30 protein-coding genes and 2 pseudogenes are annotated in these 25478 nt (G+C 64.6%); 19 read left to right on the forward strand and 13 right to left on the reverse strand.

Annotated elements, in window-relative coordinates:
• Positions 1 to 74: 74 nt before the first annotated feature.
• Together OL239_RS02515 and OL239_RS02520 are read right to left on the reverse strand one after the other, a co-directional pair.
• On the reverse strand, positions 75 to 488 hold the full coding sequence (locus OL239_RS02515; RefSeq protein ID WP_268910599.1) for a VOC family protein: 414 nt from the start codon (positions 486 to 488) through the stop codon (positions 75 to 77).
• A 132-nt stretch (positions 489 to 620) separates the two neighbouring features.
• Positions 621 to 1781: an epoxide hydrolase family protein gene (locus OL239_RS02520; protein WP_268910600.1), complete on the reverse strand. Its 1161-nt coding sequence runs from the start codon at positions 1779 to 1781 to the stop codon at positions 621 to 623.
• Positions 1782 to 2272: 491 nt separating this feature from the next.
• Between OL239_RS02520 and OL239_RS19940 the strand changes: the two genes are divergently transcribed.
• The 8 genes and pseudogenes from OL239_RS19940 to OL239_RS02555 all read left to right on the forward strand — a co-directional run bounded on the left by OL239_RS19940 (position 2273) and on the right by OL239_RS02555 (position 10365).
• Positions 2273 to 2377, forward strand: a complete 105-nt coding sequence (locus OL239_RS19940; RefSeq protein WP_442864196.1) for an Atu4866 domain-containing protein — start codon at positions 2273 to 2275, stop codon at positions 2375 to 2377.
• A gap of 327 nt (positions 2378 to 2704) precedes the next feature.
• Entirely contained in the window at positions 2705 to 3898 is a 1194-nt protein-coding gene (locus OL239_RS02525; RefSeq protein WP_268910601.1) for a serine hydrolase domain-containing protein, read from the forward strand.
• A gap of 613 nt (positions 3899 to 4511) precedes the next feature.
• Positions 4512 to 4913, forward strand: a complete 402-nt coding sequence (locus tag OL239_RS02530; RefSeq protein ID WP_268910602.1) for a RidA family protein — start codon at positions 4512 to 4514, stop codon at positions 4911 to 4913.
• Positions 4914 to 5118: 205 nt separating this feature from the next.
• Entirely contained in the window at positions 5119 to 6348 is a 1230-nt protein-coding gene (locus tag OL239_RS02535) for a CPBP family intramembrane glutamic endopeptidase (protein WP_268910603.1), read from the forward strand.
• A gap of 43 nt (positions 6349 to 6391) precedes the next feature.
• Positions 6392 to 7129 carry a zinc-binding dehydrogenase gene (locus OL239_RS02540; RefSeq protein WP_268910604.1) on the forward strand — a complete coding sequence of 246 codons (738 nt, stop codon included), beginning with the start codon at positions 6392 to 6394 and terminating at the stop codon, positions 7127 to 7129.
• Positions 7130 to 7604: 475 nt separating this feature from the next.
• Positions 7605 to 8030, forward strand: a pseudogene (locus tag OL239_RS19945) (ATP-binding protein); the annotation flags it as partial.
• A gap of 311 nt (positions 8031 to 8341) precedes the next feature.
• Complete coding sequence (locus OL239_RS02550; RefSeq protein ID WP_268910606.1) at positions 8342 to 8980, forward strand: hypothetical protein; 639 nt, start codon at positions 8342 to 8344, stop codon at positions 8978 to 8980.
• Between the two features lie 23 nt (positions 8981 to 9003).
• Positions 9004 to 10365: a helix-turn-helix transcriptional regulator gene (locus OL239_RS02555; RefSeq protein ID WP_268910607.1), complete on the forward strand. Its 1362-nt coding sequence runs from the start codon at positions 9004 to 9006 to the stop codon at positions 10363 to 10365.
• A gap of 148 nt (positions 10366 to 10513) precedes the next feature.
• Here OL239_RS02555 and OL239_RS19950 read toward each other — a convergent pair whose 3' ends face one another.
• The 5 genes and pseudogenes from OL239_RS19950 to OL239_RS02575 all read right to left on the reverse strand — a co-directional run bounded on the left by OL239_RS19950 (position 10514) and on the right by OL239_RS02575 (position 13404).
• Entirely contained in the window at positions 10514 to 10966 is a 453-nt protein-coding gene (locus tag OL239_RS19950; protein ID WP_442864273.1) for a zinc-binding dehydrogenase, read from the reverse strand.
• A pseudogene (locus tag OL239_RS02560) lies at positions 10891 to 11538 on the reverse strand (alcohol dehydrogenase catalytic domain-containing protein); the annotation flags it as partial. The pseudogene OL239_RS02560 and the gene OL239_RS19950, both read right to left, overlap by 76 nt.
• A 46-nt stretch (positions 11539 to 11584) precedes the next feature.
• Positions 11585 to 12229, reverse strand: a complete 645-nt coding sequence (locus OL239_RS02565; RefSeq protein WP_268910609.1) for a hypothetical protein — start codon at positions 12227 to 12229, stop codon at positions 11585 to 11587.
• Positions 12136 to 12963 (reverse strand): SDR family NAD(P)-dependent oxidoreductase, encoded by an 828-nt coding sequence (locus OL239_RS19955; RefSeq protein ID WP_442864197.1) that lies wholly within the window; start codon positions 12961 to 12963, stop codon positions 12136 to 12138. The genes OL239_RS02565 and OL239_RS19955 overlap by 94 nt, the downstream gene beginning before the upstream one ends.
• Before the next feature lie 48 nt (positions 12964 to 13011).
• On the reverse strand, positions 13012 to 13404 hold the full coding sequence (locus tag OL239_RS02575) for a MerR family transcriptional regulator (RefSeq protein WP_268910611.1): 393 nt from the start codon (positions 13402 to 13404) through the stop codon (positions 13012 to 13014).
• A gap of 65 nt (positions 13405 to 13469) precedes the next feature.
• On the opposite strand from OL239_RS02575, the gene OL239_RS02580 reads away from it, so the two are divergent.
• Positions 13470 to 14183 carry an SDR family oxidoreductase gene (locus OL239_RS02580; protein WP_268910612.1) on the forward strand — a complete coding sequence of 238 codons (714 nt, stop codon included), beginning with the start codon at positions 13470 to 13472 and terminating at the stop codon, positions 14181 to 14183.
• Positions 14184 to 14706: 523 nt separating this feature from the next.
• The gene (locus tag OL239_RS02585; RefSeq protein ID WP_268910613.1) at positions 14707 to 15012 is read left to right on the forward strand and encodes a hypothetical protein; all 306 of its coding nucleotides are present in this window, start codon (positions 14707 to 14709) and stop codon (positions 15010 to 15012) included.
• 530 nt (positions 15013 to 15542) lie between these two features.
• On the opposite strand, the gene OL239_RS02590 is transcribed toward OL239_RS02585, so the two are convergent.
• Together OL239_RS02590 and OL239_RS02595 are read right to left on the reverse strand one after the other, a co-directional pair.
• Positions 15543 to 16403 (reverse strand): alpha/beta fold hydrolase, encoded by an 861-nt coding sequence (locus tag OL239_RS02590; protein ID WP_268910614.1) that lies wholly within the window; start codon positions 16401 to 16403, stop codon positions 15543 to 15545.
• Between the two features lie 219 nt (positions 16404 to 16622).
• Positions 16623 to 17297: a small multidrug efflux protein gene (locus OL239_RS02595; RefSeq protein ID WP_268910615.1), complete on the reverse strand. Its 675-nt coding sequence runs from the start codon at positions 17295 to 17297 to the stop codon at positions 16623 to 16625.
• A 303-nt stretch (positions 17298 to 17600) separates the two neighbouring features.
• Here OL239_RS02595 and OL239_RS02600 point away from each other — a divergent pair, with 303 nt between their 5' ends.
• The 3 genes from OL239_RS02600 to OL239_RS02610 all read left to right on the forward strand — a co-directional run bounded on the left by OL239_RS02600 (position 17601) and on the right by OL239_RS02610 (position 19086).
• Positions 17601 to 17846 (forward strand): helix-turn-helix domain-containing protein, encoded by a 246-nt coding sequence (locus OL239_RS02600; protein ID WP_268910616.1) that lies wholly within the window; start codon positions 17601 to 17603, stop codon positions 17844 to 17846.
• A gap of 143 nt (positions 17847 to 17989) precedes the next feature.
• Entirely contained in the window at positions 17990 to 18367 is a 378-nt protein-coding gene (locus OL239_RS02605; protein ID WP_268910617.1) for a hypothetical protein, read from the forward strand.
• Positions 18367 to 19086, forward strand: a complete 720-nt coding sequence (locus OL239_RS02610; protein WP_268910618.1) for a GOLPH3/VPS74 family protein — start codon at positions 18367 to 18369, stop codon at positions 19084 to 19086. Before OL239_RS02605 ends, OL239_RS02610 begins: the two co-directional genes overlap by 1 nt.
• A gap of 84 nt (positions 19087 to 19170) precedes the next feature.
• Here the strand turns inward: OL239_RS02610 and OL239_RS02615 are convergent, their stop codons facing one another.
• The 3 genes from OL239_RS02615 to OL239_RS02625 are packed head-to-tail and all read right to left on the reverse strand — an operon-like array spanning position 19171 to position 21420.
• Positions 19171 to 20025, reverse strand: coding sequence for a hypothetical protein (locus OL239_RS02615; protein ID WP_268910619.1), 855 nt, complete (start codon positions 20023 to 20025; stop codon positions 19171 to 19173).
• A 47-nt stretch (positions 20026 to 20072) separates the two neighbouring features.
• Positions 20073 to 20792: an alpha/beta hydrolase family protein gene (locus tag OL239_RS02620; RefSeq protein WP_442864199.1), complete on the reverse strand. Its 720-nt coding sequence runs from the start codon at positions 20790 to 20792 to the stop codon at positions 20073 to 20075.
• Positions 20793 to 20802: 10 nt separating this feature from the next.
• Positions 20803 to 21420 carry a TMEM175 family protein gene (locus OL239_RS02625; RefSeq protein ID WP_268910620.1) on the reverse strand — a complete coding sequence of 206 codons (618 nt, stop codon included), beginning with the start codon at positions 21418 to 21420 and terminating at the stop codon, positions 20803 to 20805.
• 230 nt (positions 21421 to 21650) lie between these two features.
• Here OL239_RS02625 and OL239_RS02630 point away from each other — a divergent pair, with 230 nt between their 5' ends.
• From OL239_RS02630 to OL239_RS02655, 6 genes are all read left to right on the forward strand, one after another.
• Complete coding sequence (locus OL239_RS02630) at positions 21651 to 22232, forward strand: TIGR03086 family metal-binding protein (RefSeq protein WP_268910621.1); 582 nt, start codon at positions 21651 to 21653, stop codon at positions 22230 to 22232.
• 80 nt (positions 22233 to 22312) lie between these two features.
• Positions 22313 to 23035: an ABC transporter ATP-binding protein gene (locus tag OL239_RS02635; protein WP_268910622.1), complete on the forward strand. Its 723-nt coding sequence runs from the start codon at positions 22313 to 22315 to the stop codon at positions 23033 to 23035.
• Entirely contained in the window at positions 23032 to 23376 is a 345-nt protein-coding gene (locus OL239_RS02640; RefSeq protein ID WP_268910623.1) for an ABC transporter permease, read from the forward strand. Before OL239_RS02635 ends, OL239_RS02640 begins: the two co-directional genes overlap by 4 nt.
• Positions 23325 to 24302, forward strand: a complete 978-nt coding sequence (locus OL239_RS02645) for an ABC transporter permease (protein WP_268910624.1) — start codon at positions 23325 to 23327, stop codon at positions 24300 to 24302. Before OL239_RS02640 ends, OL239_RS02645 begins: the two co-directional genes overlap by 52 nt.
• Positions 24303 to 24343: 41 nt before the next feature.
• Positions 24344 to 24721 (forward strand): TetR/AcrR family transcriptional regulator, encoded by a 378-nt coding sequence (locus OL239_RS02650; protein ID WP_268910625.1) that lies wholly within the window; start codon positions 24344 to 24346, stop codon positions 24719 to 24721.
• On the forward strand, positions 24640 to 25026 hold the full coding sequence (locus tag OL239_RS02655) for an acyl-CoA-like ligand-binding transcription factor (RefSeq protein ID WP_268910626.1): 387 nt from the start codon (positions 24640 to 24642) through the stop codon (positions 25024 to 25026). Before OL239_RS02650 ends, OL239_RS02655 begins: the two co-directional genes overlap by 82 nt.
• A gap of 75 nt (positions 25027 to 25101) precedes the next feature.
• Here the strand turns inward: OL239_RS02655 and OL239_RS02660 are convergent, their stop codons facing one another.
• Positions 25102 to 25422, reverse strand: a complete 321-nt coding sequence (locus tag OL239_RS02660; protein WP_268910627.1) for a hypothetical protein — start codon at positions 25420 to 25422, stop codon at positions 25102 to 25104.
• Positions 25423 to 25478 lie beyond the last annotated feature (56 nt).

Below are 25478 nucleotides of genomic sequence, written 5' to 3' on the forward strand. Positions count from 1 at the left end.
GTCTCTACGGTAGCTAAGAGGCTGAACTCCTACACGGGGACCCAACCACATCAGCCGTCCCTCAAAGAAATCGTCTACCGATCTGGAGCGCAATCAGCCGCTTCCGGGTCCATCCAGACAAAATCCCAGTGGTGGCCGTCGAGGTCGTCAAAGCTCTTGGAATACATAAATCCGTGATCCTGCGTGCCGGCAGGCGTCGCGCCGGCTTGCAGAGCTTTCTCGGAGACGGTGTCGACTTCTGCTTTGCTTTCTGCGCTGAGCGCGAGTTGGTCCCCGGTCGAGGTCATGACATCGATGATCGACTTACTGATGAACTCGGCGAAAAAGTCCCGCGTCAGCAACATGGCTGTGATCGGGTCGCTGATCACCACGCTGACGGCGTTCTGATCGCCGAAACCCTCATTGATCGAATATTCGAGAGACTCGAAGAATGCCCGCGACCGGGCCGAATCATCAACGGCGAGATCGATGAAAATGGTTGTGGGCATTGTGGTGTTTCTAAATTGTGTTGTTTCTAATGGGTCAGTGGGCGAGGTGCTGCGTAAAATGGGGGGCTGCGAGGTGGGGCCCGACGTGGTTCTATGCGTGCAGCGGTAAGGCGTACGTAGCACGCAAATCTTTCATTCACCTCTTAGGTGACGGGATGCATTCCGGAGTTCCACAACGAGCACCGTAGGTTGTTCCCAGCCTGGGTAGTGCCCGCCGTATTCCATCTCGTTCCAGGAAACGATGTCCAAGTAACGTCGTTCGGCCCATCGGTGGGCGTTGGGATACGGTTCGCCTGGGAAGAGGGTGAAAGAGGTTGGCACGGTGACGGGCCGGGCGTTTTCTTCTTCTGGTCCTCGCGCGACCGTACGAATAGTTTCCCAGTACCAGCGAGCTGTGGAGGCACCGGTAGCAGTTAGCCAGTAGAGAGCGATGTTGTCGATTCGGTCGTTCAGACTGACGCCACCACCGGCTTCGGGTCTTGTATCCGAAAATGCGACGAGAGCCTGATCAAGCCAGGCGGCTAGGCCAACGGGCGAATCGATGAATGAGTAGCCGAGCGTTTGAGGAAGTGCGCCCTGGGCCATCACGTGCGTGGGGCCAGTTGCCATGAAGTTGTCCCGTTGAGCCAGCTTGCGGGTTTCGGCTTCGTCGGCGGTGGCGCGGTCCGAGGGTAGCGGTGAGGCGATTGGCATGGTCAGATGCAGGTGTGAGACTCGTTCAGGCTCGATAACCGCAAGTTCCGTGCTGATGAATGCGCCCCAATCCCCTCCATGAGCCATGAACTGGTCGTAGCCAAGTCTGGTCATCAGCTCTGCCCACGCTCGTGCAGTCCGCGCAACGTCCCAGCCGAGCTCGCGGGGGCGTTCGCTGAAGCCGAATCCCGGCAATGCCGGCACGATGATATCGAAAGCATCTTCGGCTGACCCGCCGTGCGAAACAGGATCGGTGAGCGGCACGATGATCTTCTGAAATTCCAGGACCGACCCCGGCCAGCCATGGGTCATGAGGAGAGGTACCGCGTGAGGCTCAGCAGAGCGGACATGCCAGAACGCGATATCCAAACCGTCAATGCGAGTGCGGAAATGTGGAATCGCGTTCCAGCGACTTTCCAGCGATCTCCAGTCATGCGTCCTCCAGGCGCCCAGGAGCTCGTGCATACGTTCTAGGCTCACGCCTTGCGAGTCGTCAAGGACCGTCTCCGGTTCTGGTAGACGAGAATCCTCGATCCGTCTCTTCAGGTTGGCGAGTTCATTGTCAGTGATGTAAATAGTAAACGGTTTAATTTCAGACATTTTCATAATCCTTCGCGTCTTTTTCGGAGCGTGTTTTGTCGAATAAGCCGTATTGACTACTTATTAGCAAGGGCGAGACCGCGGTGTAGTGGTCGACCGTAGGGTTGGCGCTGCCTTAGCCGCGATGGCGGCGGTACGCGGCATGTCACCCTGCTCGGCTGCCTCGTTCAGCACACAGTCGATCCCGCTCCATCGATGATCCTGGCCGCACGCTTCTCTTCTCAACGCATCGACCATTCGCAGTACTCATGTACCCGGTGCCGGGATGCCGGGTACACACAGCAGTAGAGACCGTGTCCTCAGCACTGGGTCAAACCCGGCGGGCGTAGTGCCATGCAGCTTCGTCTAAAGCGAGCCCAACGACCGACGTCATCCACTCCCGTGACGACATCAACGCCCGGGTCGCCGCACTGTGAAAGGCTGCACCGGACCCCACCCTTTCGTCGGACTGTGGGTGACCGAGGACGGCGCCACCACACTACAGATAAGTGATGATCTATTACCGCGACGACACCGGGTTTACCGCCTTCGGAAAGTTCCGCGCCGACATGCTGCCTCATGCGGGAATGGTGATGTGCCGCACGACCGAGCTATAACGCAGAAGGTGCAAGCCAGCTGGGAGTGGGCAGCGTGGATGTCGTCCACAAACTGCAACAGACGGAACTACTATTCGTGCCCGGAATCGGGTGGCTCTTGACCTTGTGGTAGGAACACGGGGTCTGATCAATCAGGTGATATGCGATGCGACTATGGGGTCGGTTTGCCTCTCTTGGTCTCTCCGCTAAGGGTATGACCGAAAAACCCATGAGAGGGATGCAACTGAGACAGGATCTCGGGTCGCAGCGGCCGCCAGCGATCATCTGACGCCATGGTCGTGCCGATTGCTCAGGTGCGCCGCCTTATTCAACGTGGAAGGATACTTAATGAGTAAGATCTCAGATCTCGGAAGGGCGAACCTCACCCAAATTCTGAGTGAAAGCGTCGAAGGGCAATCCCGGGTACCTGGCGTCGTAGCCGGCATCACAGACCGCGACGGCGTACACTTCCTCGAGGCAGCAGGAGAGCGCAGCCTCGGCAGCGGCGTTGACATGACCACCGACTCCGTTCTCGCGATCTTTTCTTCCACTAAGGCAATCACGGGTACGACCGCGCTGCAGCTCGTCGAGTCGGGCGAACTCGACCTCGACGCGCCTGCCAAGCAGTACGCCCCTGCCCTTGGGCGCGCGCTGGTGCTTGAGGGTTTTGGTGTCGACGGAACCCCGCGTCTGCGTGCGCCGAAGCGGGACATCACCGCGCGCCACCTGCTGCTACATACGGCCGGGTTTGGGTATGACTTCTTCAACGAGAGCTACAACCGGCTCTCCACCAATCTGGGCCAGCCGGGCGTGATGACCTCAACGCGCGCCTCAATCGAGACGCCGATCCTTTTCGACCCGGGGGAGCAGTGGGAGTACGGGTCAAGCATCGATTGGGTCGGGCAGGTGGTCGAAGGTATCACCCGCAAGCGACTCGGCGACATCATGCAGGAGCGAGTATTCGCACCGCTCGGGATGCGTGATACCGCATTCATTCTGAACGACGACACCGCAGCCCGCCGCGCGTCAATCCACCAGCGTGCCGCTGACGGGACGCTCACCCCGATCGATGAGCTGATCCTCCCGCAGGACCCAGAAGTCCAAATGGGCGGTCACGCCCTGTACTCAACAGTGGAGGACTACCTTGCCTTCCAGCGCATGTGGCTGAATGACGGACGCTCCGACTCTGGCGAGAAGGTACTCCGAACCGACACCGTGGAATGGGCGGTCAAAAACGACCTCGGCGACCTCACAGTGAAGATGCTTCCTGGGGTTACCCCATCGGTATCCCATGATGCTGAATTCTTCCCCCACCAATCGAAGTCGTGGGCGTACACGTTCATGGTCAACGACCAGCAGGCACCCACCGGCAGGCCAGCGGGGTCGATCGGATGGGCGGGCCTTGCCAACCTCTACTACTGGATCGATCGGCGAAATGGTATCGCCGGCTACTGGGGGACGCAGGTTCTTCCCTTCTTTGACGCTGTGTCACTTCCCAGCTACCTCGACTTTGAGACCGCCACTTACCGTTCCCTGATTTAGCCGCCCAACGGAATGATCAGATCGGTCATACAGGTCGATACCCTGTTGCCGACAGCTGCGCCTACACAGTGAGCTCTACGACTTCGGATCCCGGGGCCTGTACCACCGTTGATGTGCAACTGCTCTCGCACCAGTCAGTGCTGCGAAACCGATATCGGCTCTAGGCCATGTTGTTACTCATCAATGCGTCTAGTGGCGCGCTGCCGGCGGGCTGGTGCCGGACGTGCGGCCCGTCGACGCGGAAAGTTGCGAACGAACGGTAGAACCTCATTTTCCTTGCACCTAGCAGACGCAACTGCCGCCCAGGTGCTACCGAAAACTTTTTTGTATTGGCAAATGGGGCGGCAGATGCTGCTCTATCGCGATCTGATGGATGGGCTTCTTGCCGCCCAAGCGGCCGGGGAGAGGGTTCCGCGATTACCCGTCCCATCATCAGAGGGTCTGTATCAATAGCAGCAACTGACAGTAGACCGGACCGGTAGGCCACGGCTCGGACGTTGGCAGGTGTGTTCCCGCTCGAGCGAAGCCACGCCTCGATCGACCTTGAGTATGTTGCAGGAACAGGGTCTTTACTGCAGCTACAGGTACCTAATGAAAGGACGCTCTAATGACCGTGAAACTCAGTCACCCCGAGGGTTTGCTGGACCAGCAGGATTACGCTCCCGTCGCTCTGACAACTGGATCACGACTCGTGCTGCTTGCCGGGCAAGCATCGGTCCGAGCATCCGGCGAGGTGACCGCCCCCGACCTTGCTGGGCAAGTACACACCTCGTTGGGAAATATTGTCACTGGCGTCGAGGGCGCAGGCGGAACCGTCGATGACATCGCGCGGCTCACGATCTACGTCGTGGGCTGGACACAGGAGATGGCAGGGGACCTCTTCGACGGACTCGCACGCGCCCAGGCATCCGACGGGTACGCGTCTCCGTTGCCGCCGATCACCGTGATCGGTGTGCAGGCACTGTGGACGCCGGAACTACTCGTCGAAATCGAGGCCACGGCCGTTCTGGTCTGACCACATACCGGCGCGCCCGCGCGGCTGGCTGAGGACCCGGCGTTCGTGCGGAACCTCAAAGCCAGCCGCGCAAGCGTGCCGCGGCATCCTGATGCGCTACCTTTTTCGTCAGATACGAGTACTGCCGCTGATCGTGCGCGGCAAGTGAGGTGAGCATCAAGCCTTCGGGCAGGCGTCGGCTTGACAGTGTTCGGACAACATCAAGTTGACTGGCTCAACCCGCATCGGTGCGATCTTCCGCAACGCCGCGAGCGGTATCGACATGGCACTCGGGCCGATATGCGTCGTACAGCTCGGTCTGGTGTCTGGGAGCCTCGTGTCGCATGTTTGGTTGCAGAATCTTGCGGCTTTGCTTCTTTTTGGTTTGAACCGGGCCCTCGTCACTCATGAGGTCATAACTCTTCAACGCCTACCGCCGATTAACCCTTTTTCGAACAAGGAGCACCCTTCGATGAATACTTTCACCGGCGATCATGATGATCCGTCCCCTTTGACCGATCCGCGCAGTGCCAGAGGGGCAAAAGTCAGTCCCGCTATGTCTTCCCTTGACGGGAGTCGTCCGTTCGGTGTGCACATGCGAATGGCGTGGTGGAAGGGCATTGTTGTCATCCTCGCCTTGCCGCTGGTACTCGCAGTGTCGCAACTCGGCCTATACCTGGTGGCCGGGTTAATCGAGGGTAATCCGTTCGCGTCAGAGCTCACCCCGCTCAAACTCCTAGCCGCCAATTTGAGCACCGGCATCACGGCGTTGCTGGCTTTACTCCTGATCGGGCGGTTCGCAAAGGTGCCGTGGCGCACCGTGCTCAGCGCACCGCGCCGGTTCGACCGGCGCCGTCTGGTGATCTACTTCCTCGGCTCACTCGTCATCGTAGGGGTCGTCATGGCGATCGTCGGAGTCACGGCCTCCCAGGCCATCGGATGGACGAACTTCGCGGTTACTGGCACCACGGTCGGCATCCTCCTCGTGGTCGTTCTCACCACACCGATCCAGGCGACCGGGGAAGAGATCATCCTCCGTGGAGCGATTTTCCCCGCTGCGGGCACGTGGTTCCGGGCGGTCCGCCCCGCATTCATCACCGGCCTGGTGGTTTCAAGCTTGATCTTTGCATTACTACACGGCTCGACCGATCCGGTCCTTTTCGGCTACTACCTCTTCTTCTCGGTATGCGTCGCCGTGATGGGATTGATCACGCGCGGACTCGAGGCTGCCATCGCCTTCCACACGGCCAACAACCTGGTGGTGACGACCCTCAACAGCCTGTTCGCCGAGGGTGGCGCTGTCGCGGTCGAACGGTCAGCGGGCGAGGCGGGGGTGTCGCACTGCTGCTTCCCGCCGCGGCGAGCCTCGGTGCTCTCGTCATGGTTTGGCTGCGTGAGAGCTCGAGCCGTGCGGCAGAGCGGGCCAAAGTTCACGCATGAGATCACTTGTCGTTGATCGGGACGCTCCAGGTGGTATCCGTCTCGCCACGACTACGCCTGTGACCCTGGCCTCCGAGGCGCTCGTCCGGATAGTAGCTGCGCCAGTGAATCCGACGGACCTGCATTTTGCGGCTCAGGCCCCCGATGGAGCCGTTATCGGCTACGAATTAGCTGGCATCATCGAGGTGCCCGCGTCTGACGGTTCCGGCCCAGCAGCCGGCACGCGGGTGACCGGAATAACCATGAGCGGTTCGTGGGCAGAGTATGCCGCCGTTCCCAGTACCCAGCTTGCCGCCGTACCCGATCATGTGGACATCAACGGTGCCGCAACGCTCCCGCTCGCCGGGACATCAGCATTACGGGCGCTTCGGGCGCTCGGCCCGACGCTCGGACGTCGGATCCTGATTACCGGCGCAACAGGCGCGGTGGGAATGATCGCTGTGCAGTTGGCGGCGATCTCAGGCGCTGCGGTAATCACAGCAGCTGCCCGTGACGTACAGGCCTTCTCGCGCCTTCGTGGACTCGGCGCCACATCAACCTGCGCAACGATCGATTCCGGTCTGGGCATATTTGATGGCGTCATCGACAACGTGGGCGGATCGGCCCTCAAGGAAGCCTTCGCCCTCCTGGCCTCCAACGGAACCCTCGTCTCGGTCGGACGGGCCAGCGGCGAGGACACCATTCTGAGCTCTGTGGATCTCCAAGCTGACTGGGGAGGATCCGGTCGAACCATCCGCACCTTCTTCATGCCGGAAGAGGGGAGCCGAGCTCCGTTCGGATGTTCAGTTCCTGGTTGACCTCGCCGAAGCAGGCCGTTTGCACACGGACATCGGAGAATCTGTCTCCTTCAGCCGTGGTCTCGATATTCTTCGCACCGCGGCATGGAAGGGCAAACTTGTCCTGCAGCCCCAGATCTAGCCCGACGGCCGGGGAGCCACAGCCGGCCTGACCTACTCGCAGGCGTCATCGCGGGTCAGGTGGTCGCACTACTACTACGTCTGGTCCGTCTCATTTATGTCGACTTCCTTTCGAATCGGCGATCGACAGGTCACACACGAGAGGGATCCAGGGGAAGTCAGGTGAAGATCACGAACAGGCGGCCAGGAGCAGGCGTTTGTCGCCGCCGATGTTTGTCGCCGCCAATGTAGCGCAGCGGGTTGACTCGAACATCCACCGGGTCGGCCGGTGGAATCGTCGCTGACCGGGCAACGTCAAGCGGGTTAGGGAGTAGCCTGTGGTGCGGAAAGGGTTCACCCACAATAGGTCGGAGCGATGTTGACGAACCTCCTGGGGCGTAACAAGGAAATCGCTGTCATCGAAGACCTCCTCACCGGGGCGAAGGCCGGGCGAAGCGGAATGCTCGTTGTGCGCGGGCAAGCCGGCATCGGTAAGAGTGCACTGCTTGACCATGCTCGTGAATTTGCGAAGAACGCAGGTTTTCGCGTGGAGCTGCAGTGTGGTGCCGAATCCGAGTCGCAGTTGGCGTTTGCGGGCCTGCACCAGTTATGTGCGTCGCTGCTCGACCGGGCCGTCGTGCTCCCCGAGCCCCAGCAGGCTGCGCTCGGGGTGGCGCTGGGGCTCCGCGGAGGGGCGGCACCGGATCGTTTTCTCGTCGGGCTGGCGACGCTCAATCTGCTGGCCAATGTCGCAGAGGAAGGGCCGCTGCTGTGCGTACTCGATGATGCTCACTGGCTCGACCAAGCATCCGCGGAGGTGATGGCCTTCGTCGCCCGACGCATCACGGTTGATCGGGTCGTCCTGATGTTCGGGACGCGTGACGCGGGCGAGGGCTTCGTTGACGTGTTCGCGGACCTCAAACCGGAGGTCCGGTTGAGTGGTCTCTGCGAAAGTGACGCGCGGACCCTTCTCGCCGAGGGGTTTCATGCGCCTCTCGATAAAGACGTGCGAGACCGTATCCTCGCCGAGTCGTCGGGGAACCCACTCGCGCTGCTGGAGCTCCTCGGAGCGTCCGGCCGACCGAGATGGCTGGTGGATTCGAGCTGCCCGACGTGGTCAACATCCCCCGCCGGATCGAAGAAACCTTCCAACTCCGCTCGGCCGGTCTGTCCGAAGACGCTCAGATGCTACTCCTCGTGGCCGCAGCCGACGCCACCGGCGACGCGGCGCTCCTGTGGCGGGTGCTCCAGCAGGTGGGCACCGATCCCGCTGCTGCCACGTCAGCCGAGGCGTCCGGGCTTCTCGAGATCGGTGCCGTCGTGCGCTTTCGACACCCGCTCGTCCGTTCGGCGATCTATCAGGCGGCGACCCCGTCGATGAGGCGCCGTGCGCACGAGGCTCTCGCCGGGGCGACGGATTCGTCCGTCGCCCCGGACCGCCGCGCATGGCACCGCGCGCAGGCGGTGGTGGGCACCGATGAGGGAGCCGCGATGGAGTTGGAGCGCTCCGCGGTGCGGACGCGAGCCCGCGGGGGTGTCGCGGCCGCGGCCGCGTTCTTACAGCAGGCCGCAGAGATCAGTCCCGAGCCTCGAGCGCGCGCTCGGCGTGCGCTCGAGGCCGCGCACGCCAAGCACGACGCGGGCGCACACGTGGCGGCTCTGCAGCTGACAGAGGTCGCCTCAGGGGGCCCTTGGATGCCCTCCAGCGCGCCCGGCTCGACCTTCTCCGGGCGCGGCTCGCCTTCCATCTGACCCAAGGGCGAAAGGCACCAGGGATGCTTCTGGAAGCTGCGAAGGCGCTTGCACCACTGGACCCGCCACTCGCCCGGGAGACATACCTGCACGCGTTGGACGCGGCGATGATCATCGGGGTGTTCGGCGAGCAGGGGAGCATCGCGGACGTAGCCGAGGTGGCACGTGCGGCGCCGCCGCCGCCTGAGCCACCCCGGCCGGCGGATCAACTGCTCGATGGTCTGGTGACTGCGTTCACGTCCGGATATGAGACGGCATTACCCGCTTTGCGCCAGGCCATTGATGCGTTCCGAGATCGAGGTTTCGACGGCGAGGCAATCGGCCAGATGGGGAGCCGTCGTTGGCTGTGGCTTGCGACGCGCACCGCGGCGGGGATTTTCGATGACGAAGGCACGCGTGTGTTGGCGCTTCGCAACGTCCGACTCGCGCGGGAAGCGGGTGCGTTGACGACCCTCCCCGGAGCACTCGCCGCCCTGTCCGGCATGCTTGTGCTCTACGGAGACCTCTCGCAAGCCGCCGAACTGGCTGCGGAGGGTGCCGCCATCACGCAGGCAACGGGCGCAGTTCCACAGCTCTACGCTCAGCTCAGCCTCGCGGCGTGGTGCGGTCAGACCGAAGAGGCGCTGCGACTGTACTCGCTCACTGCAGAGCACGCGGGAGTGCCGGGGGCGGGCACCGAGTATGCCATGGCCCAGTACGCGCTCGCCGTTCTGCACAACGGACAGGGGAACTATCCGGCCGCAGTAACCGCCGGCATTCAGGCATGTCAGACAGGTGAGCTGTTGAACAGCAGCATCGCTCTTCCCGAGGTCGTTGAAGCGGCCGTCCGCGCGGACCAGCTGGCGATCGCCGCGTCGGCCCTTGAAGAGCTCTGCTCGCGGGCCGATGCGAGCGGCACCGCGTGGGCTCTCGGATTGGCTGAGCGCTCTCAAGCCCTCGTCAGTACCGATGCGGCCGCGGCGGGCCATTATCGTCAGTCGATCGAGTGGTTGACAGCATCGGGAGTGAATGGCCATCTCGCACGGACGCACCTCGTTTACGGGGAGTGGTTGCGTCGGCAGGGGCACCGTCAGGAAGCGCGCGAACAGCTTCAGATCGCGTTCGACGCGCTCTCGACCATGGGCGCTCGGGCCTTCGCCGACCGTGCCGCGCGCGAGCTGCGAGCCACTGGGGAGCATCCTCGCAGGAGGTCGGGCCGGCCCGCCACGACCCTCACGGCACACGAGCTGCAGATCGCACGTCTTGTGGCCTCCGGGGCGACGTCCCGCGAGGTCGGCGCCCACCTCTTCCTCAGCCCGCGCACCATCGAGGCGCACCTGCGCAGCATCTTCCGCAAGTTGGAGATCACCTCCCGCCGACAGCTCAAGAACCTCGAGTTGCCCTGACGACGTTATTGGTGTCGATTACCTTTTCGAACGGGACGTACTCGTCGAAGTTGAGGCGGCAGCCGTTCTCGACTGACGCCTGCCGGACGACTATCCCGCGGAAACTAGTGCGTCTTCCGACCGATGCCCGTGCCCGAAGGACGATCAGCTACGAGATGCGTTGAGGAAGCATGACGGTATCGCCCGCCACATCTATGGCGACCTTGCCGTGCAGCGCATAGGACCGCCTATTCTCTAAGAGCTCGTGAGCCTCGCCCATCCGGGCCAAAGGAAGCACCGCGCCGATGACCGGCTTCACAAGGCCGCGCTCGACCAGGCCGGTGAGAGCGTCCAGTTTGCCGCGGTTCTGACGTGTGAAGACGAAATGGTAGGCAGCGTTCTTGCCCCACGCCTCGATAAGGTTCTGCGGCTGCGCAATGTCGACGATGCTGACGACGCGTCCGGAATCGGCGAGTACCAGCGGACTTTTCGCGAGGGTGTCACCGCCGATTGTGTCGAAGACGACGTCGACTCCTTTCCCTGCGCGATCTTGGCCACGGCGTCCACGTAGTCCGTCGACGTGTAATCGATGACTGCGTCCGCTCCAAGAGAGCGCAGGAATGCATGGTCGCTTGCTTTGGCGGTGGTGATCACCCGTGCGCCAATTGCTTTGGCGACCTGGATCGCGATCGTACCGACACCGCCTGTGCCGCCGTGGATGAGGATTACCTCGCCCACAGTCAGTTGAGCCCGCGTCACGAGGGCCTCCCACACCGTCCCGCCGACGAGTGTCAGGCTGGCCGCTTCCAGATGGTTCAGGTTCTCCGGCTTCCGGCCGACAAGCTCGACGTCGGCGACGTGCTGCTCGGCGTAGGATCCGTGGCTGCCAAAGATTTGGGGCGTGTAGTAGACCTCGTCGCCGACACGGAACTCGGTCACGTGGGAGCCGGCTTCCTCGATCACGCCGGATATATCGTGTCCGGTGATTGCCGGGAGAGGGACGTAATCGGCGTAGTCTCCGCGTCGCACCTGGTAATCGAGGGGATTGAGAGCGGTCGCATGGACTCGCACACGCACTTGACGTGGTTCAACTTTCGGAACGGGGACCTCGCGCAACTCGAAGGCATCGGGGCCTCCGAATCGGGCGAGCACAACGGCCTTCATCCGATCAGTCATATGGGTATTCCTCATCATGGTTCTGGGTTTGTAATGCGCCGGGATGGGCGGCTCTCTTCCAATCTCACGCGCGCAGTCCGCGCCCTGGGCTGCGCTTGTTCTGTTCGAGGCTCCCCTCCAGGACGCGTCGTGTGAGTGATTGGGCCGCCGCCGCGACCTCGGGTGTCAGGAACGTCAGGAGGTCCTGCGAGGGCTCGCCGTCGGGGCCGAGGACCAACCCCGACCGCCCGGCGAACGAGGGATTGACGGCCGCGGCAACGATGGCCTCCACGGCGTCGGCTGGGTGGCGCATCCCGTTCTGGATCGGCTCCCACAGATGGCGGAGCGCGGGCGGGAGGATCTCCGGCGTCATCTCCATCGCGTTCGGCGTCGAGGCCGCCGCCGGCCCGAGGGGGTCGACCGCGAGCACGGTGATCTCCGTCGAGTCCAGCGTACGAGCGAGCTGTTGATTGTGGGCCAGATGCGCCAGTTTCGCGCGGCCCGTCACGGCCATGCCGGCATAGACGCCGTCCTGGTCGATGGCGTCGTAGGTCGGTGCGCCGTCGATCACCGCGGTGGTGATGGCGGATGAGGAGACGTCGACGATGCGGCTGGGGGCGCCTGATCGGAGTGCGCTCAGCAGGCGCGCGGTGAGCACGGCGGGGGATAAGTGGTTGAGCGCGAAGCTCGCCTCGAAACCATCGGTCGTCTCCCGCCGGGTCGACCACATTCCCCGACGTTGTTGATCAGCAGGTGCAGCGGGCCGTCGTTCGCAATGCGCTCGCCGACCTTTTGAACCTCGCGGAGCGAGGTGAGATCGGCCTGCATGAACCGGGCTCGTTCACCGATCGCGCCGGCCGCCTGAACGCCGCGCCCGGCATCGCGGCCGACGACGATCACGTCGAACCCCTCGTCGTGCAGGCGACGGGCGACGTGGAATCCGATGCCGCCGGTCCCTCCTGTGACAACTGCTGTGCGCATGTTCCTGCTCTCTTTTGCGTGGGTTGATGTCATCGGTTTCACTCCGTGTGGTCGAGGGTGGTGGTCCAGAACAGCTCCGGCTCCTTGCGTTCCTCGGTGAGCGCCCAGTACTGATCGGCGAATTGGTCGGGGTTTGAGTCCGGGCCGCCTCTCCCAATCCAAACCGCCAGGGCGATGTGTGCAACGTAGACGCCGTCCGGGCGCAGGGCATGATGAAGATTGAGGATCCAGCGGCGGAGCGACGGACGCGATGGTCAGCTCGGCCGCGGCCACGGGGGCCAGCGCCTCCGAACCGGCACCCGTCGGAGCGGGCGAGTACTCGAGGATGTCGACGAGGCCGAGGTTGTTCTCGACCGCGCCGACGGCGTCGGTGAGCGCGTCCGGATCGGTGACGTCAGCGACGTAGCCGCGTGCGGCGATCCCGTCACGCGCGAGGGAGAGCCCGAGGCCCGGTCCGGCTCCGACGATAGCAATGAGTGGCATGGCCACTATTCGATGCCATGTGGCAGGAACCGGGTCAAGTCCGACGGATCAGGGGGCCTCGGATGCGGAGGACGCGGCGCGGGACCCGTCGCGTCGCGCCGCGTCGTCGATGACCTCGAGTAGGCGGGTACGCACGGTTGTAAGCTCGGCGATCTGCTCGTCGATCCGGCGCCGCTCACCGTCGAGCATGGCGCGCTGCTCTGGTGTCGTCGTGCCGGACCGCATGCAGGGCATCATTTCCAAGATTTTTCGGGTGGGGAGCCCCGAGGCGAGGAACAGGCGGATGAGGTGGACATAGTCGACGGCGTCGTCGCTGTACGTTCGCTGTCCACTGGGAGTGCGCTCTGATCGAAGGAGCCCCTGCACCTCGTAGTAGCGCAGCGACCGCACACTCGCCCCCGTCCGTTCCGACAACTCACCGATGCGCATTCTTCTCCCCACTTGACCCTGACACTGATGTCAGCTCTTACGGTACTGGAGTCAGTCTTCGAAAGGACAACAACCTCATGGACATCTCTACCTCCGTCGCCCTCGTCACGGGAGCCAACCGCGGAATCGGCCGCGAGTTCGCGCGCATCCTCGTCGAGCGCGGTGCAACGGTCTACGCGACAGCCCGTCACCCCGAATCAATCGACCTCGAAGGCGTTCGCGCCCTGCAACTCGACATCACCGACCCTGAGAGCGTCGCGGCCGTGGCTGCCGCAGCACCCAACGTCTCGCTTCTCATCAACAACGCCGGCATCACAACGGGAGCCGACCTGGTCTCGGGAAACCTCGAAAAAATCCGCCTCGAGCTTGACACGCATTTCTGGGGCACGCTCTCGATGACCCGCGCGTTCGCTCCCGTCCTGGCTGCGAACGGAGGTGGGGCAATCGTGAACGTGCTGTCGGCCCTCTCCTGGTTCACGATCCCGGGTACCGGGTCCTACCACGTAGCGAAGGCCGCCGAGTGGGCGCTCACGAACAGCGCGCGCAGTGAGCTCGCCGCGCAAGGCACGACCGTCACGGGGGTCCACCTCGGCGCAGCAAACACCGACATGATGCGCGGTTATGACGGACCGAAGGTGTCGCCGACCGCGGTCGTGGAAGCGGCGCTCGCAGGAGTGGAAGCGAAAGCCGCTGAGGTGCTCGTCGACGACTGGTCGCGCTTCATCAAGGCCGGTGTGGCGGGAGAGCCGGAGCCGTTTTACGAGGGCGTCCGAGCCGCGCTCGCTGGCTGACGTGTAGCCAGGCGGCCTCATTCGGGTGTCCTTTCCGCACGAGGCCGTTCCGATCGGGGCACCGACGGTCGCCGCCCCTGGCCCCGACGGAGGGATTCCCGATGCACATCGGCTAGTCCCATATGCAATCGACATCAGACGTGAATATGTTGGACGGAAATGCAGCCCGCTTCTACCCACGAACGGCGGGCTTCACGGGATCGGTCTTGCTTGGGGCGTCGTCGCGGAGGAGGGAACTCAGTGGACAGCCTTGCCGCAGCTCCTGCTGATCGTCGTCCAACCACCTCGGACATCCGTGTTCCAACCACTCGGTCAAACACCGCCGATGACTTGACCCTGTGGTCGGAACACGGAGTGAGCTTGACTTGGCTTCATCGGGCCACCGTACGGAAAACGGCCTTTCGGCCGCCATTGTCGTGACGCACAACGCGACGACGGGGGAGGGGAGGCACGCCTCCGCGCCTTCCTCGACACGGCAATCTGCTCGCAGTGAGCCCTCGAACCACAGAAAGAATGTATCCCAATGATCCTTTACGAGACGACGGCGCAGATTGTGCCGGTTCTCATGATCGCCCTCTTCCTCGACACCCGCACAGCCACGGCGACGACGGGTCGGTCGCCGCGGTCGAAGCGACTGCAAAACCGAGTTTTCATCGTCCTGTGTGTGGGCGCCTTCTCGGCCTCGCTGCTCATCATCGCTGGTGTTCTGCTAGACGGTGTGATCACACAGGCCCTCGTGATCGCCGCCCTCATCGGCTGTATCGCGCTGATGGCCGAGCCGGCCTGGCGGCGCTCCCGCAGCTCGCAGGAGCGCCCGGACGCAATCTGACCGCGACCCGATCGCGGCGCGGCACCGCAGCCCGAGGTCGGTGCGGTGTCAGCGGCGGACCGGTACACGCGGGATTGTCCAGCCATCCGCTGCCGATCCGACTTGCGGAGAGGCGCGACGGGCGAAGCGCCCGCCGATGATCCCATGGGTCGGGCCGTCGGGGTGCAAGCCGTCGGGGAGCGGATGGTCCGCCCCGTCGGCCTCGGCGTAAAGCCCTCGACCATCGAGATAGCGCAGGTTCGGGTCCCGCTCGCGGCGCTCCTTGAGAATGCGCGAGAGTTCCGCGCGGATCGTGTCGAGGAAGCCGTGGACGGCCGGCCGAACGCTTGCATGCGCATCACATCGGCGTTGACGAGGTTGATGCCAAATGCGACGCTGATGGCGTCCGCCGCTGGAGCGCCGATCGCACGCGCGATGAAGGGATCAAGGAGGGCTGCCGCTGAAGCCTGGATTAATCAGCTCGGTGTCTGTCGATGGTCATACAGGTCTCCGATGGTGGGAAGGTGCGAAGCGTGGGATGTGCGTCGTGATCAGAACCCTGCACGCCAGTCGCGGATGATGTCGACGACGTCGTCGAGGTTCGACTCGAGGAGGAAATGGCCGGCGTCGAGGAGCTCGATGCGTGCGAGGGGGACGTCGCGCGAGAACGCTTCGGCTCCGGCGGCCGCGAATATCTCGTCGTTCCGGCCCCACACGGCGAGCACAGGCACTTGCGACGCTCGCAACCACTGGTGGAGCCGGGGGTAGAGGCCTCGGTTCGTGACGTAGTCACCGAAGAGGTTGAGCTGCGCGCGATCGACGCCGGGCCGTGCGAGGAGTGCAAGGTCGTGTTCCCACGCGTCCGGGTCGATTGTCGTGGGGTCGGGCACCCCGTGTGTGTACTGCCATTCCACGGCTTCGCGGTCGAGCGCTGGGCGTAGCGCCCCTTCGTTCGCCGCGGACTTCTCCGCGCCGTAGGCCCAGATGGGAGCCCAGAAGCTCTCGACGAAGCCGTCCTCGTAGGCGTTGCCGTTCTGCGAGATGACGCCCTCGACCGCCTCCGGGTCGCGGAGTGCGAGCCGCCAGGCGATTGGCGCGCCGTAGTCCTGTACGTACACCGTGTAGCGCGAGATACCCATCTCGTTGAGGAAGCGGGCGGTCACGTCCGTGAGTGCATCGAAGGTGTAAGGGAATTCGTCGACGGACGGGGCCGAGGAACGTCCAAAACCGATGTGGTCCGGGGCGATAACCCGGTAGCGGTCCGCGAGGGCGGGGATCAGGTGCCGGAACATGTGCGAGCTCGTGGGATAGCCGTGCAGGAGGAGTAGCACGGGTGCGTCGAGTGGTCCCGCCTCGCGGTAGAACACGTTGAGGCCGTCGAGCACGACGGTGCGGTGGTGGACGCTGGGCATGTGATTCTCCAATGATTGATTGTGCGGAAATCAGGGTGAGTCGGTCCGGCTTACCCGTTGAGGTTATTGCCGATCGGCCATCTGCGCCCATACCGGTCGAGCGGTTTCCTCGACCGGAGTGGCGCCGGGGATGACGGCGGTGCCAGCACCCGACGGGGCCCCCGAGACGTGCACGCGCGACGCGTCGGCCCCATAGGTCGCCACGACTTCTCGCGGCCATCACCAGCCGAGGACCGCGAGGGCACCCGTCGCGGCGACGGCAAAGAGGCTCGTCCACACAATGATCGCAATGACCTGCCAGAGGATGACCCATTCCTTGCGCACACCGGAACTGACGAAGAACGCCGCGGTCAGCATCGTCGGCAAGGCGAGCGGCGCGATAAGGCTCGCACCGGGGACACCGAACTTCACAAGCCAGCGCCGGAGCTTTTCGCGCCCCTTCGAGCCTCGGGTCGGCTTGCCGTCGGCCCGCGTGTCCGTCTCGGTCGCCGGTTCTTCGAGCGTGTTCTCCCGCGTGCCGCGCGCGGCCGGGACGGCGGTCATGGTTGTCGAGACGACACCAAATTCGGTGAGCGGCGACGCAACGACGGGGCGTGCCTCAGACATCGCGGTCGACCTGATTGCGGACGCCTTCCGCGCCTTCTCGGCGCGGCGGGAGACGGCGCCCGCCCGAACGCGCGAGCCGAGCAGCACGACGAGTACCACGCATAGGATATTACCCGCCATCGCCGCGATCGCTGCGACGACCGGATTGATACCCGCGAGAATGCCGATGCCCGCGGCGCCTTCACCCTCGATGTAAGGAATGGCGGCCGCGAGGGCGACAATCAGCGGCTGGAGCAGCTCCGGCATCTGGTTGACGGCGTCCTGCAGCCAGGGGTAAGGGTTGTCCATGTTCTTCTCCTCCGAATAGAATGCGCCGAGCCGTCGACAGCGGTCCACGCAAGTGAGTAAAAGCAGTAAAAACCGTATTCCCGGAACCAGGTCAAGCGGTGGTCGGAGATCACCGGCGCGCTCCTCGCGCACCGCCCCGTCAGCGCCTCGGAGCGGTGCCGAGGTGCGAAGACGAGGACCCCGGGGAGGGAGATAGGCGGGGCGACAATTGCCCCCGCGGTTGACCTGGTCCTAGGAACACGGTCTTGAATGGTCCGTAGCGCGCGTTGCATGTCCTCACGAGTCGCGCGGATTGGAGTAACGATGCCCTGGAGCACAAGTGAGCTAGCGGAGCTGGCCGGAACGACCGTGAACACAGTGCGCCACTACCACCGCTCGGGACTGCTTGAAGAACCGGATCGGATGTCGAACGGTTATAAGCAGTACGGAGCGCGGCACCTGGCGAGGCTGCTGCAAATCCGGCGGCTCCGAGACCTCGGCGTTCCACTGGCGCAGATCGAGGCGGTGGGTTTCAGCGGAAACTCCCTGCCGGACCGCTGCTGTCCATAGACGCAGACCTCGCCGCGAACATCAAGCGGTTGCAGCAAGCTCGTGCCGAGATCCGCGCGATCCTCGAGGGGTCCACGGCGACGGACGTCCCGCCGGGCTTCGAGAACATCGCTGGTCGATTGTCGACGTCTGAGCGCTCCCTCATGCTCATCTACGAGAAGCTTTACGGCGAGGAGGCCATGTCGGATCTCCGGACAATGGTGGAGGGAGGATCCGACGATGGCGGCGCCGAATTCGAAGCACTCCCCGCCGATGCGGATGAGTCGACACGGCAGCGCCTCGCGGAGACGTTCGCGCCGGAAATGGCCCGGCACATCACCGACTACCCCTGGTTAACCAACCCGAACGCACACCTAGCGAAGGGACCGCATGTTACGTCGGAGACCTTCGTCGAAACGTTCACCGAGCTGTACAACCGCGCACAGCTCGATGTCCTCGCCCGGGCTGGCGCACTCGCCCAGAAGCAGGCGGCACCGATCGAGTCGCCTCCAAAAGACGATCACGAAGACGGAGAGCAATAATGATGAACCCACCCGACCACACCTCCTCGGACGGCCCGATCGTTTCGGCGTTCGGCGAGCCTCTCCTCGTCGAAGACGTCCTGCTCCTGCTTTTCCAGCCCGACTCGGGCTCCATCGCAGGAGAAAACACCCTGTTCTACGTGCTGGGCGGTGCGGTGCTCGGCGACCTCGCGCTCGCAGAACGCGTGGAGGTCAGGCGGGCGGGACCGCTCACACGCCATGTTCACGCGCTGAGCGGTGAACCCGTCGCGGACGATCTGCTCGCCTCGGCGTGGGCGTACATCTTAGAGAAACCGCGCGGAATACAGACGGTACTCGCCGCGATCGGTCCGGCTCTCCGCAACCCGGTAATCGATCGGCTCGTCGAGCGCGGTGATCTCACGAGGGAAAAGGGAAAGGCCTTCGGTCTCTTTCCGACCGAGAAACTCGCGCTCGGAAGCGATCGCCGCGCCTCTCTGGTGGCGCAGATACGATCGGCGCTTATCGACGGCGACACGCCCGCTCCGCGCATTGCCGCGGCCATCGCTCTCATCTCTGCGAGCAAAACGCTTCCACAGTTCCACGGCGAGATTCCCTGGAGCAGCGATGTGTATACGCGCAGCAAGGCGATCGAGCGCGGCGACTGGGGTGCGGCCGCGGCGGCGGACGCGGTGACCCGCACAATGATCGCGGTCACAGGGAATGCCGCAATCGCAGCAACGGTGCTCCCGCGGGTCTAAGGCCGCCCGAAGTGACCCGGAACCAGCAGGGGTCAGAGGTTTCCCCGGCAACCACCGGGGGAGGCTGGCCGGGCGCTGCCGCGCTCAGGCCGCCCGGTCTGCCGCGGCCGGCCGGCGCTGGTGGGCGCCGTGCGGATGCACGCCCAGGCTTTGCCGGGTATGTTCTTCCAGGCCAGCGACTGCCTGGTCGGGCAGGTCGATGATTCCGCGCAGGGATCCCCGCAGGCTGCGGTAGGCGGCATCGACTTCGGAGGGTGTGGCCGCGCCGTCCAGGATGATGTTCAAGGCCTGCCGGGCGGTGGCAAGCTTGCTGCGCTCGGCATCGCTGAGTTTTGACTGTCCGCAGCGCCGAGCATATTTTTCCGCGGTGACGAAGGCGACTTCGAAGCGGTCCACGGCGCGGCCGAGCCTGGAAGCCTCCGCGTGGCCCCGGCCAAGGTCCAGCGCTTCCGCTTCGGCGGCGCGGATGCCCTGCATCGCCACGATAACGTCGCGGATGACCGGGTCGGAGTAATCGGTCATGACCGGATAGTCGATCATCAGGGATACGTCGGTTTCGTAGCGGGACCATTTGACGAGCAGGTCATCGCGGCGGGCGTAGAGCCGGCGCCAGGACTCAGCCTGTGCCGCGGCGTCTCCGCGGCGGGCCTGCGCCCGGCGGGCCCGGCGCCTGACGCTGCGGATTCCCAGGCCCAGCAGCACCGCCGCTCCAATGAACAGCGACGGCGTGATGAAGACCCCGAAGAACGACAGCAGGGAGGGCCCGTCGTCGTCGAACCCGGAAAACCCGTCGGAGCCGTCCATCATGTCCGAGGATTCGGACATGATCCATCCAAGCATTTGGAAGGCGCCGTATCCCAGGACGGCCACGAGGCCCGCGGCGAAGGCCGTGAAGATCAATGCCGCAACCGCCGCTTTTTTCGCCAGTCTCTTCAGCATGGCGCCAGCTTACCCAGTGCCGGGGCTGCCGGCACAGGGGGCGGGAGTTATCTCACATGCGTCCGATACGCGTTTCCGGCCTGGGGACGCTCAAGGGGAGCACTAATTCTCCTGCTGAAGAAAACCCGCGGCATATCCTGCGATTTCGGCGCCAACAATCTCCGGAGTCCGCTTCTTGCCGCGGACTTCAAGGAGTGGTTGCCGCCGTCGATCCATTGAATCCTCGCATTGGGCCCAATGCGTTCGGCGACCGGCTCCAGTTCCCCGGGCAGCGCGAACGGGTCCCGGGTTCCCTGCAGGAACAGCATCGGCAGCGTCTGCCCGTACAGGTGCCCGTCGCGCATCTTCTCCGGCTTGCCCGGCGGATGCAGCGGATACCCCAGGAAGAGGAGCCCCGCCGCCGTCATGCCTTCGGCAGTGGCCATCGAGGCCATCCGTCCGCCGAAGGACTTACCGCATGCCCAGAGCGGGAGGCCCGGGGCCCGGACAGCAGCCGCAGCCATCGCCGCGCGCCACGTTTCCACGGCAGCGGGAGGCCGGTCCGGGAACTTCCTGCCAGCCTCGCGGTAGGGAAAATTGAAGCGCAGGGTGGCCAGGCCGGCATCGTTGAGCGCCGCGGTGAAACCGGTGAGGAACGGATGGTCCATGCCCGCTCCGGCCCCGTGCGCGACGACGACGGCAGCGGCTGCGTCCGGAGGTGCGGCGAAGGCTGCCGGGACGGAACCTGTGCCCGCCGGAAAATGGAACTGTTCGTGCTGGATGGACATGTCCTTCAATTTACGCCGCCCGGAGGATCCGCGCCGCCAGCCGTTCCACGGAAGGCTGGAGGAACAGCAGCAGCAGTGCCCAGAGCCCGACGCGCGGAAACACGAGGGCGGCTGCCAGGGCGGCAGCCATCACCGCCGTCATGGTTGCAGCCGGAAGCACCGGCGCCGGACCCGTGCCCGGGGCCCTGAGGGCGGGAGTGCGGCTAATAATCAGCTGCTGAACCAGGGCGGAGGTGCTGGTGAGGAGCATGGTTCCGATGTAGAGGCCGGTGGTCAGTGCGCCGCCGCTCTCGAGCAGCTGGGTGGGGAAAGGCAGGAACACCAGGCTCAGCAGCCAGGCCAGGACAGCCCACGCCAGCGCGGGAGTGTAGCCGGTGACCTTTTCATACATGCGGTGATGGGCCAGCCAAAACCGGAAGACCACGACGAAGCTCAGGACAAAGGCAAAGAGGCTGAAGGTGTTCGCCCGCAGGAACGCGCCGGGGGACTGGCCGCCGATACCGGCGGCGTCCGTGACCAGCGGCAGGATCAGCAGGGTCATGGCGATGGCCACAACCGCATCGGCGAAACTGATGAGGCGGCCCGCGCCGGCGTGGACAGCCCCGGACTCTGCAGGCTGCTCAGCCATGGCCCACCGTCTTCCGCGCTGCCCGGGCAGGGATGCGGTCATCGTAGCCGCGGCTGCACGCGTGCCGAAAGGTGGCGTCTCCGCGGCGGATCCGGGCGTGGGCAAAAGACGCGACCGGACGGCAAGTCCCGGCCGGCGCCCTTACCCCGCGGGAACCTCCATTGCTACCGTCGGAAGAACAGCACAGTGGCGGACAGGACAGGCAGCTACATTCCCGCGAGGAGAACACCATGCGCGCTCCAGTCGATTTTCACCGGGCAGCCCGCGACACCGGGGCGGTCATTGCCGCCGTTCGGGACGAGCAGCTGGACTGGCCGACGCCGTCGCCGGAGTACACGGTGGGCGACCTGTTGGATCATATGGACGGATTCTCGCTGGAGTTCCAGCTCTCGGCGCTCAAGAACGCGCCGCCTCCGGGTGCCGAGGAAGCCCCGCCCGCCGACGCCGAAAATTTGGCCCCGGGCTGGCGCGAACGAATCCCCAATCAGCTCACTGCCCTGGCCGGTGCCTGGGCTGATCCGGCGGCATGGGACGGTGAAACCGTGGCTGGCCGCGTGCCGCTCGCCGCTCCTGAGGCCGGGCTCTTTGCGCTGGACGAAATCGTGGTGCACGGGTGGGATCTGGCCCGCTCCACCGGCCAGCAGTACCGTCCCGATCAGCGTGCGGTGCAGGCCTGCGCCGAGTTCCTTCTTGAACAGCCGCGCAATCCGGAGATTTTCGGACCGGCGGTGCCGGTGGATGACGCTGCCTCTCCGTTGGACCGCCTGATTGGGCTGTCCGGCCGCGACCCGGGCTGGATCCCCGCCGTCTGAGAAGCCTGCCCGGGCCTCCCGCCGCCGGACGGAAGATGCACTCCCTGCAAACTTGCAGGTCCTGCACATACGGTTGGTACATGACAGCACACGTACTCAGCGCCCAAAACCTGACCAAGTCGTACGGTCAGGGGGAGAACCGGTTCGATGCCCTCAAGGGAGTCAGCCTCGCGGTGGAAGCCGGTGATTCCCTGGCTATCGTCGGCAAGAGCGGCTCCGGAAAGTCCACGCTCATGCATTTGCTGGCTTTGCTGGATACGCCGGACGGCGGCACCATCACGGTCAAGGGACAGGACGCAAAGTCGCTGGGCAAGAACGAGTTAAACGAACTGCGCAACAGGGATTTCGGGTTCGTGTTCCAGCAGTTCTTCCTCACCCCGAACTCCTCGGTGCTGGACAACGTGGTGCTGCCGCTGATGATCGCCGGAGTGAAACCGGCCGAACGCAAAAAGCGCGGCATGGAGGCACTGGAACGGCTGGAAATGGCGGACAAGGCCAGGAACAAAGCCACCGACCTCTCCGGCGGACAGAAGCAGCGCGTCGTGATCGCCCGCGCCCTGGTGAACAACCCGTCGGTGATCTTTGCCGATGAGCCCACCGGCAACCTCGACACCGCCACCGGCGCCGTCGTCGAAGACATTCTTTTCGATCTGAACCGGGAACAGGGAATCACCCTGATTGCCGTCACGCACGACACCGACCTCGCGGCCCGCTGCGGCCGCCAGCTCTACATCAAGGACGGCCGCGAAGTTTCGGCGGCTGAACTTTCCGCCACCACCATCACCACAGGGGCCTCCGCATGACCGCCGGCGACATTCTCCGCTCAGCCGTATCAAACACCTTCCGCAGCAAGGTCCGCACCGCACTGACCGTCGTCGCGATTTTCATTGGTGCCTTCACCCTGACCCTGACCAGCGCCATCGGTGCCGGCGTCTCGGACTACATCGACAAGCAGGTCGGAGCCATCGGCGGGGATGACCTGATGACCGTCGCTCCGGCCGCCGAGGCTGCCGCCGCCGACGACGGCCCCAAGGAATACGATCCGGACGGCGCCGCCACGCAGGAAACTTCACGCTCCTCTCCGACGCTGATGTGGAAGCCATCCGGGCCACCGACGGCATCGAGCGGGTGGAGCCCGCCGTGATGCTGGCTCCCGACTTCATCCAGTACGACGGCGGCGCCAAGTTTGAGCTCTCGGTGAACCCGATGGCCGGGCTGGCCGACGCCGACCTCGCCGCCGGCCGCCAGCTCTCCGACGACAGCGGAACCCCGGAGGTGCTTCTTCCGTCCAGCTACGCCGAGGCAATGGGCTTCGCCGACGCCGGGGCGGCCGTGGACCAGACCGTGACCATCGCGGTCACTGACTATGCCGGAACCCAGCACACCATCGACGCCGTCATTGCCGGCGTGCAGAACGATTCGCTCTTCGGTGAAGGTGCCGGTTTCAATGCCGATCTGCGCACGGAAATGGACGGACTGCAGCGCACCGGGGTGCCGGAAGGCGTCAGCACCGGTTACATCACTTCCATCGCATACCTCGACGCGGACGCCGACGAAGACCAGCTGGCTGCCATCAAGACCGATCTGGAGGACCAGGGGTTCACAGGCCTCACCGTTGCCGACCAGATCGGTGCCATCCAGACCGTCATCAACGGCATCATCGGTGTCCTGAACGCCTTCGCCGTGATCGCCCTGATCGCGGCCGGCTTCGGCATCGTCAATACCCTGCTGATGAGCGTCCAGGAACGCACCCGGGAGATCGGCCTGATGAAGGCCATGGGCATGGGCGGGGGCAAGATCTTTGCCCTGTTCAGCGTGGAGGCCATCTTCATTGGCCTGCTCGGCTCAGCGCTCGGCGCCGGCGTTGCCGTGGGCCTGGGCTCCGTGGTCAGCTCCGTGCTCTCCAACACGGTCCTGGCGTCACTGCCAGGACTGCACATCATGCTGTTCACGCCGGCGTCCGTTGCCACTATCATCGGCGTCGTCATGCTGATCGCCTTCCTGGCCGGCACCCTGCCGGCCCGGCGCGCGGCAAAACAGAATCCGATTGACGCCCTGCGGTACGAATAGCGGCTGAAGCCGGGGGCGGCAATTCCTCCAAGGGAGCGACCATGGGCGGTATCGAGGAAGCGGACGACGGCGGGACCGGCGGACACCGGCCGGGCGGGGGACTGCGCGCCCGCAAGCGTGCGGCGGCCCGTTCCACGATCGAGCGTGCCGCGGTCACCCTTGTGCTGGAACGCGGCTACGAACGGGTGACCGTGGACATGATCTGCGCCTCCGGCATGGTCTCGCCCCGGACCTTCTTCAACTACTTCGGGTCGAAGGAAGGCGTTTTTCTCGGACCGGCCCTGCCGAGGCCGGCGAAGCGGTTGCCCGTGCCTTCCGCGGGCAGGCCGGTGCCCCGGTGGTCCTGGGGCTGGCCAAAGCCGTATTCTCCGCCTTCTTCGCAGACCAGGCCGATCCCGGGCTGGCCCGCGACCGGATGAAGGCGGTCATGCGGTCACCGGAGCTGCTCGCCAAGCAGGACGAGTTGATGGCGGCACACGAAAACCAGTTGGCGGATCTGGTCCTCGCAAGGTATCAGGAGCAGCACCGGACCGAACCTGCCGCGGAGCTCGCCGCCGAGGCGCGGATGGTGGTGGGCCTGGCCCTGGGTGTCGTCCGGGTGGTGCTGCAGGAGAAACAACCGGAGGACGACGGCGGATGGCCCGGCGCCGCCGCCATGGACCGCTCCGGACAGCTGCTGGAAAAGAATCTTCGCAGGCTGACGGGGCGCTGGCGGTGGTGCTGACGCGGCGCTGGTGAGGGCGCGCACCAGAGGGCGGATCGGTACAGAGGGCGGATCGACCCCCGCGGTACTGCCCGTTCAGCGCGGACCGGGGCGGCCGGAGCCGCGGGGTTCACCGCCGTCGTCCCCGTCCCCGTCTCCGTCCCCGTCCCCGCCGTCGTCGTCATCCGTTGCACCGGGACGCGAACCGAAACTGCGCCTGATCCCGGTGCCCCTGCCCAGATAGTCGGGGTTGGGGCGCGCCGTGATAATCAGGAGCAGGAACATGAGCAGCGTGACGATGAAGGTAACGCACGCTGCCGCCAGGCCCAGCTCCCACCGGAACTCGCGCTCGGTTCCTCCGGTTGTGAAGAGCGCCACGGATACTCCGGCCACGGCTGCCAGTACGGCGGAGAACACCACGGGAACGTTGCCGTAGTCCTGCCGGCCGGGGAGCCCTGCTGTCCGGACGGAGA

Source organism: Arthrobacter sp. ATA002, assembly GCF_026898095.1.
Lineage (GTDB): Bacteria > Actinomycetota > Actinomycetes > Actinomycetales > Micrococcaceae > Arthrobacter_B.

Excerpts from the sequence above, each read along its gene's own strand:
- OL239_RS02515 (WP_268910599.1), bottom strand. The coding sequence starts at position 488 with ATGCCCACAACCATTTTCATCGATCTCGCCGTTGATGATTCGGCCCGG.
- OL239_RS02520 (WP_268910600.1), bottom strand. The coding sequence starts at position 1,781 with ATGTCTGAAATTAAACCGTTTACTATTTACATCACTGACAATGAACTC.
- OL239_RS19940 (WP_442864196.1), top strand. The coding sequence starts at position 2,273 with ATGATCTATTACCGCGACGACACCGGGTTTACCGCCTTCGGAAAGTTC.
- OL239_RS02525 (WP_268910601.1), top strand. The coding sequence starts at position 2,705 with ATGAGTAAGATCTCAGATCTCGGAAGGGCGAACCTCACCCAAATTCTG.
- OL239_RS02555 (WP_268910607.1), top strand. The coding sequence starts at position 9,004 with ATGCTTCTGGAAGCTGCGAAGGCGCTTGCACCACTGGACCCGCCACTC.
- OL239_RS02565 (WP_268910609.1), bottom strand. The coding sequence starts at position 12,229 with ATGTGGTCGACCCGGCGGGAGACGACCGATGGTTTCGAGGCGAGCTTC.
- OL239_RS19955 (WP_442864197.1), bottom strand. The coding sequence starts at position 12,963 with ATGCCACTCATTGCTATCGTCGGAGCCGGACCGGGCCTCGGGCTCTCC.
- OL239_RS02580 (WP_268910612.1), top strand. The coding sequence starts at position 13,470 with ATGGACATCTCTACCTCCGTCGCCCTCGTCACGGGAGCCAACCGCGGA.
- OL239_RS02585 (WP_268910613.1), top strand. The coding sequence starts at position 14,707 with ATGATCCTTTACGAGACGACGGCGCAGATTGTGCCGGTTCTCATGATC.
- OL239_RS02590 (WP_268910614.1), bottom strand. The coding sequence starts at position 16,403 with ATGCCCAGCGTCCACCACCGCACCGTCGTGCTCGACGGCCTCAACGTG.
- OL239_RS02595 (WP_268910615.1), bottom strand. The coding sequence starts at position 17,297 with ATGGACAACCCTTACCCCTGGCTGCAGGACGCCGTCAACCAGATGCCG.
- OL239_RS02600 (WP_268910616.1), top strand. The coding sequence starts at position 17,601 with ATGCCCTGGAGCACAAGTGAGCTAGCGGAGCTGGCCGGAACGACCGTG.
- OL239_RS02605 (WP_268910617.1), top strand. The coding sequence starts at position 17,990 with ATGCTCATCTACGAGAAGCTTTACGGCGAGGAGGCCATGTCGGATCTC.
- OL239_RS02610 (WP_268910618.1), top strand. The coding sequence starts at position 18,367 with ATGATGAACCCACCCGACCACACCTCCTCGGACGGCCCGATCGTTTCG.
- OL239_RS02615 (WP_268910619.1), bottom strand. The coding sequence starts at position 20,025 with ATGCTGAAGAGACTGGCGAAAAAAGCGGCGGTTGCGGCATTGATCTTC.
- OL239_RS02620 (WP_442864199.1), bottom strand. The coding sequence starts at position 20,792 with ATGTCCATCCAGCACGAACAGTTCCATTTTCCGGCGGGCACAGGTTCC.
- OL239_RS02625 (WP_268910620.1), bottom strand. The coding sequence starts at position 21,420 with ATGGCTGAGCAGCCTGCAGAGTCCGGGGCTGTCCACGCCGGCGCGGGC.
- OL239_RS02630 (WP_268910621.1), top strand. The coding sequence starts at position 21,651 with ATGCGCGCTCCAGTCGATTTTCACCGGGCAGCCCGCGACACCGGGGCG.
- OL239_RS02635 (WP_268910622.1), top strand. The coding sequence starts at position 22,313 with ATGACAGCACACGTACTCAGCGCCCAAAACCTGACCAAGTCGTACGGT.
- OL239_RS02640 (WP_268910623.1), top strand. The coding sequence starts at position 23,032 with ATGACCGCCGGCGACATTCTCCGCTCAGCCGTATCAAACACCTTCCGC.
- OL239_RS02650 (WP_268910625.1), top strand. The coding sequence starts at position 24,344 with ATGGGCGGTATCGAGGAAGCGGACGACGGCGGGACCGGCGGACACCGG.